Origin of the sequence: Capnocytophaga sp., from assembly GCF_030532915.1 — a bacterium.
Taxonomy (GTDB): domain Bacteria; phylum Bacteroidota; class Bacteroidia; order Flavobacteriales; family Flavobacteriaceae; genus Capnocytophaga.
In genome coordinates this window covers 16,564-34,189 of sequence record NZ_JAUNKD010000013.1, presented here as the reverse complement: position 1 = coordinate 34,189, position 17,626 = coordinate 16,564, and the positions used below count along the sequence as shown (strand labels likewise).

Here is a 17,626-nt window from a genome sequence, read left to right as displayed (position 1 = left end):
GAAATGCCACGTTCAGGCAAAATGCCCGTGATTGATTTAAAAACGCCCGTTCAGTACAAACTTTCTAATGGAATGACGGTGCTTGTTGTTGAAAATCAGAAGTTTCCGAGAGTGTCGGTAAGCCTTTATATTGATGAACCGCCTTTTATGGAAACCGATAAAACAGGCGTTTCTGACCTTATTTCTGCTTTGTTGGGAAGCGGAACGGCAACCATTTCAAAAGATGATTTTAACGAAGAAATTGATTTTTTGGCGGCACGGATTTCCTTTTCGATTGACGGAGGTTTTGCGACTTGCCTGTCTAACTATTTTCCGCGTGTTTTGGAGTTGCTCGCTGATGCCGTGTTGCACCCCAATTTTACTCAAAATGAATTAGATAAGGAAAAAGCCAAATTATTACAAAGCATTAAATCAGGTGAAAACAGCGCAGCTACGATTTCGTCTCGTGTGCGTAACACATTGATTTATGGCAAAAAACATCCTTACGGAGAGTATCCGACCGAACATACCATTAATAGGATTACCCTGACCGATGTGCAATCGTTTTACAGCCGTTATTTTTCACCAACCAATGCCTATATGGTGGTTTCGGGTGATGTTCAAGTAGATGAGGTTAAATTGTTGATAAACAATTATTTTTCTGCTTGGAAGCCGGCGCCGTCTTTTGAGAAAAAATGGATTGAACCCGATGATGTTGCTTTTACGCAAATCAATTTTGTTGATTTGCCCAATGCTTCACAGGCTGAAATCCGGGTTGATAATTTGATTGAACTTACAATGGCAAATCCGGATTATTTCCCGATGTTGGTTGCCAATTACATTTTGGGGGGTGGTTTTGGTAGCTATATTAATATGAATTTGCGTGAAAAAAACGGATTTACTTACGGGGCGAATTCGTTTTTTAATCCGAATAAATGGACAAAAGGCACTTTTGGAATTTCCACCAAGGTCAGAAGTAGTGTTGTTGGTGAGGCTATTACACAGATTTTAAGTGAAATACATCGAATCCGCACCGAAGCCGTTTCCGATGCGCACATCGCACAAGCCAAAGCGAATTATTTAGGCAGTTTCATACGGGCAGCCGAAAATCCGCAAACAACGGCGCGTTATGCTATTAACATCAAAACCAGAAACTTACCCGATGATTTTTACAAAACATATATTGCCAATATCAATGCGGTAACAAAAGAAGATATTCTCCGTGTGGCGCATAAATATTTTAAAATAAATAAGTTACGATTTGTTGTTGTCGGTAAAGGAAGCGAAATTTTGCCAACGCTAACCGCTTTAACTTTTCAAGGGAAAAACATTCCTGTTGTTTGTTTTGATAAATTCGCCAACCTGATTTAAGTTGTTGAATTTTAGTGCTTTATAGGTTGTTTTCTTAATTTTGTGAATTGTTTTAATATGCTGAAAATGTGTGTCTTATGGAGGTTTCGGTTTATGATTTTCCCATTCGGAAGATAATACATTTGGATATGGATGCTTTTTTTGCATCGGTTGAACAATTGGATTTTCCTCAGTATCAAGGAAAAGCAATTGCTGTGGGTGGTGGTGAGCAGCGTGGTGTGGTGTGTGCGGCAAGTTATCAGGCTCGAAAATTTGGTGTTAGAAGCGCGATGAGCGGGTTTCGTGCCAAGCAATTGTGTCCCGAATTGATATTCATAAAGCCTCGTTTTGAGCGATATAGAGAAATTTCAAAGCAAATTCGGGCAATATTTTATCAGTACACCGATTTGGTAGAGCCTCTTTCATTAGATGAAGCCTATTTGGACGTAACGAACAACAAAAAAAATGCGCAGTCGGCAACTTTAATTGCGCAGGAAATTCGTTCCCGAATTTTTAATGAACTGGGACTGACCGCTTCCGCCGGGATTTCCATCAACAAATTTATTGCCAAAATTGCCAGCGATTACAATAAACCCAACGGACAAAAAACCGTTACTATTGATGAAGTTCAGCCGTTTTTAGATGCATTAGATGTTAAAAAATTTTACGGAATCGGTAAAGTTACCGCCCAAAAAATGTACCAAAAAGGCATTTTTACCGGAAAAGATTTACGCAATAAAACGCTTGATTTTCTGCAAACTAACTTTGGTAATAGTGGATTGTATTTTTATCGGTTGGCACGCGGTATTCATTTAAGTGAGGTAAATCCGATTCGTATCCCGAAATCGCTTGGTACGGAGCATACGTTTTTAAAAAATATCGTCGGTGAAATTCAGGTTGAAGAAAAACTTATCCGCATTGCTCACGAATTGAGCCAACGAATGCAAAAACAAAAAGTGGCGGGCAAAACCGTAACCCTAAAAATAAAGTACAGTGATTTTTCGGTGCATACACGCAGTAAAACCCTGATGAGTTATATTGATGATTTTGAGACGATTATTGAAAATGTCAGAATCTTATTGTATCAACAGCCTTTGCAGAATTCCGTTCGTTTGTTGGGCATTACGCTTTCTAATTTCAATAATCAAACAACCCAAACCAAAAATGCCCAACCTCAGTATATTCAGCTGGAAATTCCGTTTCCTTAAAATGGAAATTAGCTCTAAATCAATCGTTTTTTAGAATTTTGAAATGTTAAATTTTTTGTTTTAATTGCTTGTAAGTTAGGTTATTGATAAAAAAAAGATAATTTTTATTTCAAATAATTTTAGAATGTCAAAATACTTTCTTACATTTGTCAATCAGGATTATAATTTTTAAGAAATGAATTTACACGAATACCAGGGAAAAGAAATACTTTCAAGTTTTGGCGTGCGTGTGCAACGCGGAATCGTAGCCCAAACTCCAAAAGAAGCGGTTGAAGCCGCTCAACAACTCACTGCCGAAACAGGTACGCAGTGGTATGTTGTTAAGGCTCAAATTCACGCCGGTGGTCGCGGAAAAGGCGGAGGCGTAAAATTAGCCAAAGGTTTGCAAGAGGTTGAGCCGTTGGCAGCGCAAATCATCGGAATGAATTTGGTTACCCCGCAAACGCCACCCGAAGGCAAAAAGGTACATCAAGTGCTTATCGCAGAAGATGTTTACTATCCGGGGGAGAGCAAACCTGAGGAGTTTTATATGTCCGTTTTGTTAGACCGTTCCAAAGGGAAAAATATGATTATGTATTCAACCGAAGGCGGAATGGATATCGAAACCGTTGCCGAAGAAACGCCACATTTGATTTTTACGGAAGAAATTGACCCTGCGGTGGGACTGTTGCCTTTTCAAGCGCGTCAAATTGCCTTTAATTTAGGGCTTTCGGGCGATGCTCATAAAGAAATGGTGAAGTTCGTAACGGCACTTTACAACGCTTACGTGTCTTCTGATTCAAGTTTGTTTGAAATCAATCCGGTGTTGAAAACCTCTGATAATAAAATTTTAGCCGTTGACGCCAAGGTAATGCTCGACGACAACGCATTGTATCGTCATAAAGATTATATGGAACTACGCGATTTGCGTGAAGAAAATCCCATTGAGGTAGAAGCCAAAGCGGTGGGACTCAATTATGTAGCGTTGGACGGAAACGTAGGCTGTATGGTAAACGGAGCTGGACTTGCAATGGCTACGATGGACTTGATTAAACAAGCAGGCGGTTCGCCGGCAAACTTCTTGGACGTGGGTGGAACGGCTGATGCCAAACGTGTAGAAACGGCTTTCCGCATCATTTTAAAAGACCCCAAAGTGAAAGCCATTTTGGTGAACATTTTTGGTGGAATTGTGCGTTGTGACCGTGTGGCACAAGGTATTGTTGATGCTTACAAAAATATGGGAGGCGAAATTAACGTGCCAATCATCGTGCGTTTGCAAGGAACTAATGCTGAAATTGCCAAAGAAATCATCGATAATTCAGGATTGGCGGTTCATTCAGCGATTTTATTCCAAGAAGCAGCCGATAAAGTAAAGGAAGTTCTGAGCTAGGCTTTATATAGTTTTAAGGGATTAATGAACAGAAGGATGAGGGAAACCTCGTCCTTTTGTATGTTATTTCGGACAAAGAAAATGGTTAGTCGCTAAAAAATCAGATTAAATTGACTGTTAAAAATAATAAAAAGTAAAATTACTTAAAAATGCGATTGTTTTTTATATTTGGTTGATAATCATTGTGTTTTAAAGCGATTTGTTGTTTGGTTTCCATTTCTTAATTGGTATAAAATCGTTAAATAAAAAATTATTGTCAAAAAAATAAAGGCTGTTTTGCATAAAACTTATATATTTGCACTTTGTCGTTATTGTAATGTGTAGATTTTTATATTTCATAGTAACCCTTTTCGGGATGCAGATGGTGGCTGCCCAAGCGCACGAAATTGGCGTTTTTTTGGGCGGGAGTAACCCTATAAGTGATGTAGGCAGAACGTTTTACGTTTTTCCTAACAAATTGGCTATCGGCGGAATATACAAATGGAATTTCCACGATAGGGCTTCGATGCGTTTGCAAGTTACGGGAACTGATTTGAGTGGAAGAGACTCACAATCAGATGTTCAAGGGAAAGTAGACAGAGGTTTTTCTTTCACAAACAGGCTTGTGGAAGCAAGTTTGGGAGCGGAGTATAACTTCTTTAAATTCAATATGCACCGCCCGCTTGATCGTCCTATAACACCTTATTTATTCACGGGAATTTCATACATTGAGCACGATGATTTGTATTTTGAAAATTTAACAACGCATCCGCAAGAAGCTCAAAAAACGTTTCGCCGTAACGGTATTTGGGCAATTCCGGTGGTGTTGGGCATCAAAGCCAAGATAAGTGTTTATTTTGTGGTGGCTGCCGAAATTGGTACGCGTTTTACCTTTTCTAATAATTTGGACGGAAGCAATCCTTCGGGTGGAGCGCCGTCATTCGGTAACATAAACACCAATGATTTTTACACCTTTTCGGGGCTTACCTTGACCTACACGTTCGGGCGAAAACCGTGTTATTGCGATTAGGATTAAAACAATGGAAACGATGATAAATTACCCCAAGCACCTTGCTGTTATTATGGACGGTAATGGGCGTTGGGCAAAAAAACAGGGAATGATGCGCATTTTCGGACACGAAAATGCTATGAATGCCGTTAGGCAAACCGTGGAATATTGTGTGGAACATCAAATTGATTATCTGACACTTTATGCCTTTTCAACTGAAAATTGGAATCGCCCCAAAGTGGAAGTCAGCGCTTTGATGGAGCTTTTGGTCAAGTTCTTAAAGAAAGAAACCGATTCGTTAAACCAAAACAACATACGTTTAAACACCATCGGGCGTTTGGATCATTTTCCTAAAAAAACCAAAGAAACACTTTTAGCAACAATTGAAAAATTAAAAAATAACACAGGCACAACACTTACCCTTGCTTTGGGGTATGGCGCTCGTGAAGAGTTACTTACGGCGGTGAAAAATATCGCTTCTGATGTGAAAAATAACCTTGTTTCGTTGGAAAATATTGATGAATCAGTTATAAATACGTATCTTTACACACACGATTTGCCCGATGTGGATTTGCTTATCCGAACCAGTGGCGAGTATCGCATCAGTAATTTTTTACTATGGCAAATTGCCTATGCGGAACTTTATTTTGCCGAAGTGCTTTGGCCTGATTTTACAAAAAATCATTTGAATGAAGCGATATTAAGTTATCAAAAAAGAGAAAGAAGATTTGGAAAAACAAGTGAACAACTTAAATAAGCGTATGTCATTAAAAAAATATATACTCATAGCATTGGCTGCTGTGACGGGAATTGTAAACGCACAAGAACAAGAAGAAAGATTACAGCTTGAAAACGGAAAAAAATATGTTATCGGTGGCATTGAAGTAACCGGAGCAAAACGCTATAATGCACAAACCATTTTAACAACTTCGGGCTTGAAAGTAGGAGATGAAATCATCATACCGGGTGAAAAATTCAGCGGGATTATTCACAAACTTTGGGGCTACAAATTGTTCAGTGACATAAATATTTATATCCAACGAACCGAGGGAGATAAAGCATTTTTAGAGCTTGCCATCAAAGAAATTCCTTCGCTGGTTGAGTGGAAAATAACCGGTATACGCGAGAAAAAAGCAGAGGCAATAGCCAAAGATGCCGAAATTAAAAAAGGTACCAAAGTTAATGAAAGTTTTATTGCCAATACAAAAAATTACATAATTAATAAGTATCGTAAAGAAGGATACTTAAATACAAAAGTAACTATTGATACTAAGGTAGATACCACCGATGCCAATGGCGTGCAGATGCTTGTGCATATTGATAAAGGCAGCAAGGTAAAAGTTGATCAGATTACTTTTGAAGGAAACCAAAAATATCCTGACTCCAAGCTTCGTGGCAAACTCAAAAACACCAAACAAAAAACATTCGGTCGCTTTTGGAAACGTTCAAAATATGTAGCGAAAGATTATAATGAAGATTTGGTGTCGCTTATTGATTTTTATAAAGAAAACGGATATCGTGATGCGCGTGTTGTAAAAGATACGCTTGTGTATGAGCCCAACGGAAATGTGAGTTTGAACATCGCTTTGGAAGAGGGCGACCGTTATTACTTTGGTGATATCCGCTTTTTAGGGAATTCGGTGTATAATGACCGCGTTTTGCATCAAGTCTTAGGTATCAAAAAAGGTGATGTTTATAACGGGGTTCTTTTAAAGAAACGAATTCAAGACCAAAAGCCTGATGCTGAGGATATTTCGAGTTTGTATCAAAATAGTGGTTATTTGTTCTCTCAACTGCATCCGGTTGAAACTTCGGTAGTAAATGATACGATTAATTTTGAGATTCGTGTAATTGAAGGAAAACCGGCTTATTTTAACCAAATTTCGGTGGTTGGAAACGAGCGAACTAATGACCACGTGATTTATAGGGAGTTACGTACTCGTCCCGGTTATTTGTACAACAAAGATGCCGTGGTGCGTACCGTTCGTGAATTGGGTCAGTTGCAATTATTTGATGCACAGAATATTGACCCGCAATTCAAAAATGCCGACCCCAATGCCGGAACCGTTGATATTGAGTACAACATAACCGAAACAGGAGCCAGCCAAGTGCAGTTACAAGGAGGGTACGGTGGTGGTTCGTTCATCGGGACTTTGGCACTGATGTTTAATAACTTTTCAATCAGAAATATATTCAACCGAAAAGCCTATACGCCGCTTCCTATGGGTGACGGACAAACATTATCGCTTAATTTGCAAGCAAGTAGATATTATAGAACATACGGATTTTCATTCGTTGAACCTTGGATGGGAGGCAAACAGCCTGTGCAGTTTTCCATTTCGTTTAACCGCACGGAACAGTTCGGTTATGACTACCGAAGCTACGATGTTGATAAAAACAAACGAGTGTATATCACGGGGGCAACAGTAGGTTTGGCAAAACGTTTGCGCGTTCCGGATGATTATTTCCAAATTTCGCACGCGGTTAGCTACCAACACTATGATTTGCGAAATTATTCGTTAGGGTTGTTTACATTTAGTGAAGGAAGTTCCAATTCATTGGCTTATAATTTGACATTGTCAAGAAATTCAAGTGGTCCGAATCCGATTTTCCCAATGTCGGGGAGCAATTTCTCAATCAGTGCCAAATTAACACCGCCTTATTCGTTGCTTAACAATATTGATTACGCTTCATTAACAGTAGAAAGAGAGAAAGCAGTAGCTGATAATGATGCCGCACGAGTGGCCGAAATTGACAGACAACGTTTTCACTGGTTGGAATTCTATAAGATTAAATTTTCAGGAACTTGGTTTACCAACGTGTATGACAAATTGGTATTGAAGTTCGGAACAGATTTCGGATATTTGGGGGCTTATAACGCAGACAGAGGCATCGTTCCTTTTGAGCGATTCTTTATGGGAGGCGACGGTTTAGGCTATTATTCAATGGATGGGCGTGACAATATTCAAATGCGCGGATATGCCAATTATTCGCTCTCAACCAATGATGGTGAAAATATATTCAACAAATTTTCGTTGGAGTTGCGTTATCCCATCACGCTCAAACCGATGGCTTCAATTTACGGGTTGGCTTTTGCCGAAGCCGGAAATACATATAACGGATTTTCAAACTTTAATCCCTTCCAACTCAAACGTTCAGCAGGTTTAGGTCTGCGTTTGTTTATGCCGCAATTCGGTATGTTGGGTATTGATTTCGGTTATGGATTTGACAAGCCTTTAAACTCAAATGTTAAAAGTGGTTGGCAGACACACTTTATTTTTGGTCAGCAATTCTAACTTTGGCACGATATTTTCTATGGTAAATATCGGGTGAGATAAACTAAATTATTTTTGGTTATGGAAAAACAAAAACACATCGTAATTGTATTGTTACTTTTGGTAACAAGTGTTTCTTTTGCCCAAAAAGGTACAAAAATTGGTTATGTTGATATGGATTTTATCCTTGCCAATTTGGAAGAGTATAACGTAGCGAATCAGCAATTTGCATTACAAGTCGCTACTTGGCAAACCGAAATTGAAAAACGCCAAAATCAAATCCAAACCGAAAAAGATAAGCTCGAAGCCGAGAAACCCTTGCTCACACCCGAACTTATAAAGGATAAACAGCAAGAAATCGATTTGCTTGAACATAATCTGAATGCTTACAAAGAGCAAAAGTTTGGTGCTGAAAACGGGGAGTACATCGTTCAGAAGTTTATGTTGGCAAAACCTATTCAAGACCAGGTGTTTAACATCGTTCAGGAAATCGGGAAGCTCCGCAAATACGATATGATTTTTGAAAAAAGTGAAGTTTCAATGCTCTTTTCAAACAATCAGCATAATTTGAGCAATGTGGTGCTTCGTATCCTAAAACGGAAGGATAATGCAACCGACCGAAATAAGGAAATAAGCGAGCTTCTCAAAGAAAGTTATGATTTTGAGTTTGTTGAAGAACGCGTTAAACAACGTCAAGAGGCTGAAAAAGAAAGAGCTACCCGAAAAGCCCAATATGAGGAGGAACGCCAAAAACGATTGGAAGAAAACCAACGCAAACAAGCCGAATTAAAAGCATTACGCGAAAAAGAAAAGGCTGAATTGCAAGCCAAACGTGAAAAAGAAAGAGCCGAGTTGCAAGCCAAGCGAGAAAAGGAAAGAGTTGAATTGCAAGCCAAGCGTGAAAAAGAAAGAGCTGAACGTTTGCAAAAACAACAAGAAGAAAAACAAGAGAAAAACAAATAATTTAGAGTACTAACATTAATATTTATAAACAAACAGATGATGAGAAACATTAGAACAATTATGGTTGCATTAGCTCTTATTTTTGGAGCTACATCAATGGCTACTGCGCAAAGTAAAATAGCACACATTGATACTCAAAAACTTTTGGAAGAAATGCCCGAAAGAAAATCGGCTGAAGCTCAATTGAAAAAATTGGAACAAAGTTACACTGCTGATATTCAGGCGTCATTAAAAGAACTTGAAACCAAAGCGCGTACGTATCAAAATGAAGCTGCATCACTAACAGAAGCCCAATTGAAAGCCCGCGAAGCTGAGTTTATGAAAAAGTCGGAAGAAATCCAAACAATGGAAAACAATATCCGTCAAGCCAGAGAAACAGCTTTTCAAAACATTCAAAAAAAACAACAAGAATTGATTGAGCCAATCCTTAAAAAAGTAAGAGCTGCCGTTGAAAAGGTTGCCAACGCACAAGGAATTCAATACGTGCTTGATTCAAGCAATGGTTCGGGTGTGATTGTTGCCAAAGGTACTGATTTATACAGCGCCGTGAAAAAAGAATTAGGATTTTAATCATAATAATTCATTTTTTTAATTGAGAAAGTGTTCGTTTTTGCGAACACTTTTTTATTTTTGCACTATGATAAATGATAAACCCATAGGATTATTCGATTCCGGTGTTGGCGGAACAACCATCTGGAAGGAAATCGTGGCGTTAATGCCTCACGAAAATACCGTATTTTTGGCAGATAACAAAAACGCACCGTACGGAGGGAAGAGCAAGCAGCAAATCATTGAGCTTTGCGAAAAAAATACGGATTTCTTGCTTGAAAAAGGCGTTAAAATTATTGTGGTAGCTTGTAACACAGGCACAACCAATGCCATTTCGCATTTGCGAAGTAAGTATAACGTACCCTTTATAGGTATTGAGCCTGCCATAAAGCCCGCAGCATTGCAAAGCGTTACCAAAAAAGTGGGCGTGTTGGCAACGAAAGGCACGCTTTCGAGTGAGTTATTCCTTAAAACAAGTGGTAGCGTGGCTAAAAGCAATGGAATCGAACTAGTGGAGCAAATAGGAGAGGGCTTAGTCGAGCTTATCGAAGACGGAAAGATACACAGCGAGCAAATGTTCCGCCTATTGCAAAAATATTTAATACCAATGGTGGAGGCTAACATTGACCATCTGGTGCTGGGATGTACCCACTATCCGTATTTATTGCCACAAATACAAAAAATAATACCCCGAACGATTAAAGTCATTGATTCGGGCTACGCCGTAGCAAGGCAAACGCGCAATATCTTGCAACAAAATAATTTGGAGAATACTAATCAGCAGTCGCCACGGCATATTTGGTATGCCAATGGTAACCCTGCCGTGCTGAGGCAGTTTGCTCCGGAATGTGAAAATATAAAGGTGGAAAGCATTTGAGGCTTTCCACCTTTTTTTAATAGGTGTAATGCAAGCAGGAAGCTATTTTATTACATACCGGAAGTACTGTTTTGCTCGCTAACAGAGTCTTTTTCAGTTTCGGAATTCTTTTCCGTTTTCGTGGCTGACAGATGCGCTCTTCGTTGTTTGTAAGCCTTCATCGTGTCAAGCACTAATTTGTTTAACAAACGCATAAATGTGGTGCTCTCTTCCGATGGATTGATAACATTATTTGAAAAAGCGAACCGAAGCAACTCTTTAAAATTTTCTTGAGCTTCTTTCCTGACCTCTTTTACCTTAATGATGGGTGCCGATGATTGATTGTCGGCGCGCATTTCGGCAACTTCTTCATATTTAAGATTGGTTTCATTGAGCGAAGCTACCACTTGCGCAAGCCCCAAAGTACGGATATGCTTTGAGAATTCGGGCTTATCCAAATCTTTAAGAAGCGCATCGATGGCTTGCGACTTTTGTCGCATAGGCAAATTGTGAGTGCCTGTATAGCTTTTAAACTCTTTGTGGAGTGCCAAAGCGGCTTCTTGCTTCGATGCTATGGGATTTTTTCTTTCAAGTTTAAAAGACGAAATCAAATATGATAATGCCTGACTTCGTTCTTTATCAATCTTGCTGAGCGATTCGGTTTCTTGGCTTGCTCGGCTTTGTCGCGACGCCTCGGTAAGCAACTCTATTTGTGCCTGAATCCCTTTGAATAACTCCTCTTTCACAGCTAATTTTTCTGTAGAAGCCGTGCTTACTAACTTTACGACACCTTTTAAAAATTGAGTGTACTCGTCATTGTTCAATTTGGCAAAATTGGGAATTGAAATGTCTAATATTGTACTCATAATCTTACAATTTTATTATTAATACTATTTTAATGAAATCCGTTTGATAGATTTATTTTTTGTAACTTTGTCAAAGTTGTAAACTTTGATAAAGTTTTGAATGTAAAGTTTCCAGAGTGTTTGCATTCTTGTAACTTTTTATTTTTGTAATAATCAGAACTTATGTATTCTTGTAACTTTTTATTTTTGTAATAATCAGAACTTATGCATTCTTGTAACTTTTTGTTTTATAACTTTGTCAAAGCTCTAAGCTTTGACAAAGTTTTATTCTCAAAAATACTAAAAATTATTATTCTTCTTTGACAATAACTTTTTTAGTATCTAAACGTTCACGAAGCCACTTGGTTATTTTTTCAGAATCCTCTTTCTTCTGTTCAGGCTTGGTATCTTTTTTCCATTGAAGTCGGAAGATTGGCACGGTGTCAATCGTTTTGAAATTACTTTGTAGCTCATTAGCAAACGAAACAGCAACTACATTGTTGTAATTAATGGCAATTTCTTTGCTAATCTTCTGGAATTTATCTGCATTTTTGCTATATCTTCCCAAAGTTGCTAATTCTTTTTGTAAAAACTTAATGCGGCTTTGGCTCGATAGCAATTGTTCTTTATGGGTATTATACAATTCTTGCACGTACAGGTTCTGGTCTTTTTCGCGACTGTCGTTGAGTATACGCAATTCGGTATTTTTCAAATACGGATATTCATTTTTTTGGTTGTTCCAAAGTGTTTGAATCTCTTCGGAAATGGGAGTATCGCCAAAAAATACCAATTCAATGTATGATTTACCTTCATTATATTCCACTTTCGATAAATCTTTTAAAAATTTACCTTCCTTAAATTCATACGTTTGGATACTTTTCTCAATAAAAGTATTGGCGCTATTGGTGAATTGCGACTTTTTCCACACCTGATAAAAGGTATATCCGGCGGGTACAGTAACTAATGCAGCGAAAAAGTAGGCAAGACGTGAGAATTTTTTACGTCTCGAAGAGTTGGCATAGACAACCATCGGAACTTTTATGACTCTCAGAACAATAAAAGTTGCCAGACCGATGAAGAACGTATTAATAAGGAATAAGTAAAGTGCCCCGAATGCCAGCTTCCAATTACCTACGGCCAGGAAAAAGCCCACGGTACAGAGTGGAGGCATTAATGCCGTGGCGATGGCAACCCCAAAAATCACGCTAGCGATGGTACCTCGTTTTGCGCGCGCAATAACTAGCGCTAATCCTCCGAAGAAAGCAATAAGCACATCACGTATATCGGGTGTAGTTCGGGCTAAAAGTTCTGACGAAGTATCCCGAAGCGGGAAAAGCCAGAAGAAAACAAAAGCTGAAGTTACACTAAGCGCTACCATCACACCGAAATTTTTTAAGGCACGACGCAGCAAGTCCACATCATTGATTGCCAAAGACAGCGCCATACCAAGAATGGGTCCCATCAAGGGCGAAATTAACATCGCACCAATGATAACGGCTGTTGAATTGGCATTCAGCCCCAGCGAAGCTATGAAAATGGCACACATCAATATCCACGAAGTGTGTCCGCGAACCGGAATGTCTGCTTTTATACTTTCAATAGTTGCCGAAGTATCCGTATCGTGTCGGATATTCATCAGTTCAGAAAAAAAGCCTTTTATCTCAGTGAAGAGATTAGTTGGATTTTCATCAATAATTGGTTTCTCTTTTTCATTCATACACTTAAAAATTTAATTAATATAGTTTATTGCTAATTTTTTACTCTTTTTTGTTTCCGAACATTGTCAAAGTTACAAACTTTAACAATGTTTTATTTTTGTAATAATAAGAATGCCTACATTCTTGTAACTTTTATTTTTTATAATAATCAGAATGCGTGCATTCTTGTGACTTTTGGTTTTGTAACTTTATCAAAGTTGCAAACTTTGACAAAGTTTTGTTTTTGTAATAATAAGAATGCCTACAATCTTGTAACTTTTATTTTTTAGAATAATAAGAATTCCTGCATTCTTGTAACTTTTATTTTTTAGAATAATCAGAATGCGTGCATTCTTGTAACTTTTGGTTTTGTAACTTTGTCAAAGTTGCAAACTTTGACAAGGTTTTAAGTTTTAAATTGTCAGAATTACTACACTCTTATAACTTTTATTTTTTAGAATAGTTAGAATTCCTGCATTCTTGTAACTTTTGGTTTTGTAACTTTGTCAAAGTTTGCAACTTTGACAAAGTTGGAATGTCTAAACTTCCTGTTTTAACCGCTCGAGAGTAGGTAGTCCGGAACGGATATGCAAGTCGCGCTGCGGGAAAGGTATCTCGATGTCGTGTTTGGCAAATTCTTTGAAAATTATGTAATATAATTCACTTTTAAGTACCACGGGTTTCTGAATGTAGGTAGATGTCCACACTACTAACTCGAAGTTTAGCGAGTTGTCTCCGTATTCCACGAACCAAAAAGCCGGAGCCGGCTCGGGTAACACTCCATTATGGTTTTTGGCAATCTCCAACACGATGCTTTTTACCTTTTCGGGGTCTTCTTTATAGGCAACTGCTACGGGATAATGGAACCTTACGCGTCGGTCATTATGTGACCAGTTGGTGACATTGCCGTTTATGAATTGGGAATTAGGTACAATCACCGAAATATTGTCATTGGTAACAATGGTAGTTGAGCGCATTGATATTGCCACGACATCTCCTGAAATATCACCTACCTGAATGCGGTCGCCAATCTTAATCGGGCGTTCAAAAAGTATGATAATGCCCGAAATAAAGTTACTTGTGATATTCTGCAAACCAAAACCCAGACCCACGCCCAGTGCTCCCAGAAGCCAGCTGAATGCGCCGAGGTCAAATCCGGCAGATTTGAAAATAAATAAAAACCCGAACAGCAAGATGAGATATCGTATGATAGTTACGATTGCCGAGCGTGTGCCGTGTTCGGTAATTTTGTTGAGTAAAAACTTATGTTCTAAGAAGCGTGTAAAGCGTTTCGAGATATAAACAAGTGCCACACTTGCTACAATCAAGTAGATTAGCGTAAGCAGCGTAAAGTTGCTTCCCTGCACGTCGAACACTACAAAATTCATAATATCCTTGACTTTGGTGAAAAAGTCTGTTATAATTTCATTTTCCATATAGAATTTTTTGACAAAGATATAAAAAAAAATGATAAAGTCAATAGTTTTAGCAATTTATGTATATAAAAAGATAAAAATAATGCTTTTTAATCAATAAATATATTTCTAATAGCAGAATAGTAGGTGCGTGCAGGTATTCTTACAACTTTATTTTTCGATAAAAGCAGGATAGCAAATGATTAACCAATTAACGGGACTGAAAAATAGCTGTATTTCAGTAAATATACAATTTTTTGAGTTATATATAAGGAAGAAGGAATGCAATTTGGTATATCACGGATTTGGTTTTATTGTGATAAAGTGCTTTTTTATAATTTTGACAGAATGGAATTGGTTTTTTGCATTCATTCTTCAAAGAAATTACTCCGAAATTAATCCGAATTTTTGAAAGAAGCCTATTGATTTTTTTAACAGAAGCGAAATCGCCTAAGATTGTTATTGCATTTAATTTGATTAACCCGAAATGATACAATTGATTTGCTTGATTTTTAGTAAGTTGTGTGATTTTTGCGTGCAAGGAACTTTTCTTTTGATTAATTTTTTGATTTTTGGTGCTAAAACTATTTTTCTTTTGGCAGAAAGTCGTAATTTTGTGCCTTCAAAAAAACGATTTTGAATTACTATGAAAATTTCATACAATTGGATTAAAAAATTTATCAAAGTTGATTTACCGTCAGACCAAATAGCCGAATTACTCACCGATTTAGGACTTGAAGTTGAAGGTGTTGAGCGTTTTGAAAGTATCAAAGGCGGACTCAAAGGCGTCGTGGTGGGGCACGTTTTGGAATGTGAACAACACCCCAACGCTGACCGACTCAAAATCACCAAGGTAGATGTCGGCAACGGAAACGTATTGCAAATTGTTTGTGGCGCTCCCAATGTTGCCAAAGGGCAGAAAGTTCCCGTGGCTACTATTGGTACGAAACTCTTTGATAAAGAGGGAAATCCGTTTGAAATTAAAAAAGGAAAAATCAGAGGCGAGGAAAGTCACGGAATGATTTGCGCTGAAGATGAGTTAGGCTTAGGGCAGGGGCACGACGGCATTATGGTATTAGATGCCAAATATGAACCCGGAACGCCGTGTAGTGAAATTTTTGAGGTGGAAAACGATGAAATTTTCGAAATAGGTTTGACGCCTAATCGTGCTGATGCAATGAGCCATTACGGTGTGGCTCGTGATTTGCGCGCGGGATTGATGCAACGGGGAATGAATTTGGAGTTGATAAGTCCGTCCGTAACAAAATTCCACGTTGATAACCGATTGTCAAAAATTGATGTAGAGGTTAAAAATAAAGAACTTGTGCCGCGCTATGCCGGAGTAACTATTAGTAACGTTCACATTGCCGAATCGCCAAAGTGGTTGCAAAATAAGCTGAAATCCATTGGTTTAACACCTAAAAATAACGTGGTTGATATTACGAATTATGTGTTGCACGGGCTCGGGCAACCGCTTCACGCTTTTGATATTAATCACATTGTGGAAAAGAAAATTATCGTGAAAACCGCCGAGGCAGGTACTAAAATTACTACGCTTGACGGGGTTGAACGCACCCTTGACGCCGAAGATTTGGTGATTTGTGATGCTGAAAAACCGCTTTGCATTGCGGGGGTTCTTGGCGGAATAAATTCGGGCGTAACAACAAGTACCCGAACTATTTTTCTGGAAAGTGCTTATTTTAATCCCGTTGCCATTCGAAAAACAGCTAAACGACACGGAATCAGTACTGATGCTTCATTTCGTTTTGAGCGAGGGATTAATATCAATGATGTGAAATATGCCTTGATGTATGCCGCAATTTTGATAGAAAACATAGCCGGAGGGGTGATTTCTTCCGATATTGTGGATTTATATCCGAAAAAACAGGAGGATTTTCAAGTTTTCCTAACTTTTGACAAAGTAAACAAAGTGGTGGGACAAGTGATTTCCAGCGAGGCAATTAAAAACATATTGCATTCTTTGGACATAAAAGTAACTTCGGTAACAGAAAGAGGCTTGGGGCTTTTGATTCCGTCTTATCGTGTTGATGTTCAGAGAGAAGCAGACGTGATTGAGGAAATTTTACGTATTTATGGCTATAATAACATCGGTTTTTCTGAAAAAATCAACGCTTCGATGTTTCACTCGTCAAAATACGACGACCATAATGTGCAAAATGTAGTTGCTAATCAGCTTATTGGACAAGGTTTTTATGAGGTAATGACCAACAGTCTTGTTTCTGAAAAAATTATTACAAGTTATGAAAAAGAAGTAGGCGAGGCGGTACAAATTCTCAATCCGCTTAGTAGTGATTTGAGCCATATGCGTACAAATTTATTGTTTTCAGGCTTGGAAGTTATTGAATACAATATCAATCGAAAACGCACTGATTTAAAGCTATTTGAGTTCGGAAAAAGTTATCATTTCAGAAATGGCGAACGTATTGAAAATAAGCATTTAATGGTGTACTTAACCGGAAATCAGTTTGCTGAAAATTGGAATGTGTCTTCTCAAAAAACCGATTTCTTTTTGCTGAAAGGATATCTAGAAGTCATTTTTGAACGTTTGGGACTTAATGATATAACAATCAAATCTTTAAGTGATGGGTTTTCATTTATTCAAGAAGGGTTTCAGTGGTTTTTGAATGATACGTTCTTAGGAACGCTTGGTGTTGTTAAAGGTAAGGTGTTGAAAGATTTTGGCATTAAACAAGAGGTTTTATTCGCTGATATTTGTTGGGATACGGTGCTTGAAAATGTGAAAAATCACAAAATTACCTATAAAGAAATTTCAAAATTCCCCGAAGTTCGTCGTGATTTGGCTCTTTTGCTTGATGAGAAAGTAACTTTTGATGCTATTTATAAATTGGCCTTTGAAACGGAGAAGAAAATCTTGAAAAATGTAGGTTTGTTTGATGTTTATCAAGGGAAAAATCTCCCCGAAGGCAAAAAAAGTTATGCGGTAAGTTTTACGCTTCAAGATGAATCTAAAACTTTGACGGATAATCAGATAGATAAATCAATGCAGCATTTATTACGGAAATTTGAAGAAAAATTAGGTGCTGTTTTGCGAGATTAAGAAATAAAAAATACGCATAAATTTGGAAATAAATTTTTTTTGCATACCTTTGC

At 38.0% G+C, this 17,626-nt stretch carries 13 protein-coding genes; 10 read left to right on the top strand and 3 right to left on the bottom strand.

What is annotated here, in order from left to right:
* The first annotated feature begins 3 nt into the window (after nt 1–3).
* The 9 genes from Q4D72_RS05665 to murI all read left to right on the top strand — a co-directional run bounded on the left by Q4D72_RS05665 (nt 4) and on the right by murI (nt 10,558).
* Nucleotides 4–1,350, top strand: coding sequence for a pitrilysin family protein (locus Q4D72_RS05665; RefSeq protein WP_303076642.1), 1,347 nt, complete (start codon nt 4–6; stop codon nt 1,348–1,350).
* Between the two features lie 77 nt (nt 1,351–1,427).
* Nucleotides 1,428–2,537: a DNA polymerase IV gene (gene dinB, locus Q4D72_RS05660; protein WP_303076640.1), complete on the top strand. Its 1,110-nt coding sequence runs from the start codon at nt 1,428–1,430 to the stop codon at nt 2,535–2,537.
* Between the two features lie 175 nt (nt 2,538–2,712).
* Nucleotides 2,713–3,906, top strand: a complete 1,194-nt coding sequence (gene sucC / locus Q4D72_RS05655) for an ADP-forming succinate--CoA ligase subunit beta (RefSeq protein ID WP_303076639.1) — start codon at nt 2,713–2,715, stop codon at nt 3,904–3,906.
* 316 nt (nt 3,907–4,222) lie between these two features.
* Nucleotides 4,223–4,915: a DUF6089 family protein gene (locus Q4D72_RS05650; protein WP_303076637.1), complete on the top strand. Its 693-nt coding sequence runs from the start codon at nt 4,223–4,225 to the stop codon at nt 4,913–4,915.
* A 10-nt stretch (nt 4,916–4,925) separates the two neighbouring features.
* Nucleotides 4,926–5,651 carry an isoprenyl transferase gene (locus tag Q4D72_RS05645; RefSeq protein ID WP_303076635.1) on the top strand — a complete coding sequence of 242 codons (726 nt, stop codon included), beginning with the start codon at nt 4,926–4,928 and terminating at the stop codon, nt 5,649–5,651.
* A 4-nt stretch (nt 5,652–5,655) separates the two neighbouring features.
* Nucleotides 5,656–8,190, top strand: a complete 2,535-nt coding sequence (locus Q4D72_RS05640; protein ID WP_303076634.1) for an outer membrane protein assembly factor — start codon at nt 5,656–5,658, stop codon at nt 8,188–8,190.
* Nucleotides 8,191–8,250: 60 nt separating this feature from the next.
* Entirely contained in the window at nt 8,251–9,132 is an 882-nt protein-coding gene (locus Q4D72_RS05635; protein WP_303076633.1) for an OmpH family outer membrane protein, read from the top strand.
* Between the two features lie 36 nt (nt 9,133–9,168).
* Entirely contained in the window at nt 9,169–9,702 is a 534-nt protein-coding gene (locus Q4D72_RS05630; protein ID WP_303076632.1) for an OmpH family outer membrane protein, read from the top strand.
* A 67-nt stretch (nt 9,703–9,769) separates the two neighbouring features.
* On the top strand, nt 9,770–10,558 hold the full coding sequence (gene murI, locus Q4D72_RS05625; RefSeq protein ID WP_303076631.1) for a glutamate racemase: 789 nt from the start codon (nt 9,770–9,772) through the stop codon (nt 10,556–10,558).
* Between the two features lie 50 nt (nt 10,559–10,608).
* On the opposite strand, the gene Q4D72_RS05620 is transcribed toward murI, so the two are convergent.
* The 3 genes from Q4D72_RS05620 to Q4D72_RS05610 all read right to left on the bottom strand — a co-directional run bounded on the left by Q4D72_RS05620 (nt 10,609) and on the right by Q4D72_RS05610 (nt 14,515).
* Nucleotides 10,609–11,403 (bottom strand): DUF6261 family protein, encoded by a 795-nt coding sequence (locus Q4D72_RS05620; protein ID WP_303076629.1) that lies wholly within the window; start codon nt 11,401–11,403, stop codon nt 10,609–10,611.
* Between the two features lie 289 nt (nt 11,404–11,692).
* Nucleotides 11,693–13,099, bottom strand: a complete 1,407-nt coding sequence (locus Q4D72_RS05615) for a DUF389 domain-containing protein (protein ID WP_303076628.1) — start codon at nt 13,097–13,099, stop codon at nt 11,693–11,695.
* Nucleotides 13,100–13,618: 519 nt separating this feature from the next.
* Nucleotides 13,619–14,515, bottom strand: a complete 897-nt coding sequence (locus Q4D72_RS05610; RefSeq protein ID WP_303076626.1) for a mechanosensitive ion channel family protein — start codon at nt 14,513–14,515, stop codon at nt 13,619–13,621.
* Nucleotides 14,516–15,140: 625 nt separating this feature from the next.
* On the opposite strand from Q4D72_RS05610, the gene pheT reads away from it, so the two are divergent.
* Entirely contained in the window at nt 15,141–17,573 is a 2,433-nt protein-coding gene (gene pheT / locus Q4D72_RS05605) for a phenylalanine--tRNA ligase subunit beta (RefSeq protein ID WP_303076625.1), read from the top strand.
* Nucleotides 17,574–17,626 lie beyond the last annotated feature (53 nt).

Coding starts and splice junctions, on each gene's coding strand:
- Q4D72_RS05630 (WP_303076632.1), top strand. CDS start 9,169: ATGATGAGAAACATTAGAACAATTATGGTTGCATTAGCTCTTATTTTT.
- Q4D72_RS05635 (WP_303076633.1), top strand. CDS start 8,251: ATGGAAAAACAAAAACACATCGTAATTGTATTGTTACTTTTGGTAACA.
- Q4D72_RS05640 (WP_303076634.1), top strand. CDS start 5,656: ATGTCATTAAAAAAATATATACTCATAGCATTGGCTGCTGTGACGGGA.
- Q4D72_RS05665 (WP_303076642.1), top strand. CDS start 4: ATGCCACGTTCAGGCAAAATGCCCGTGATTGATTTAAAAACGCCCGTT.
- Q4D72_RS05615 (WP_303076628.1), bottom strand. CDS start 13,099: ATGAATGAAAAAGAGAAACCAATTATTGATGAAAATCCAACTAATCTC.
- Q4D72_RS05620 (WP_303076629.1), bottom strand. CDS start 11,403: ATGAGTACAATATTAGACATTTCAATTCCCAATTTTGCCAAATTGAAC.
- murI (WP_303076631.1), top strand. CDS start 9,770: ATGATAAATGATAAACCCATAGGATTATTCGATTCCGGTGTTGGCGGA.
- pheT (WP_303076625.1), top strand. CDS start 15,141: ATGAAAATTTCATACAATTGGATTAAAAAATTTATCAAAGTTGATTTA.
- sucC (WP_303076639.1), top strand. CDS start 2,713: ATGAATTTACACGAATACCAGGGAAAAGAAATACTTTCAAGTTTTGGC.
- Q4D72_RS05610 (WP_303076626.1), bottom strand. CDS start 14,515: ATGGAAAATGAAATTATAACAGACTTTTTCACCAAAGTCAAGGATATT.
- Q4D72_RS05650 (WP_303076637.1), top strand. CDS start 4,223: ATGTGTAGATTTTTATATTTCATAGTAACCCTTTTCGGGATGCAGATG.
- dinB (WP_303076640.1), top strand. CDS start 1,428: ATGGAGGTTTCGGTTTATGATTTTCCCATTCGGAAGATAATACATTTG.
- Q4D72_RS05645 (WP_303076635.1), top strand. CDS start 4,926: ATGGAAACGATGATAAATTACCCCAAGCACCTTGCTGTTATTATGGAC.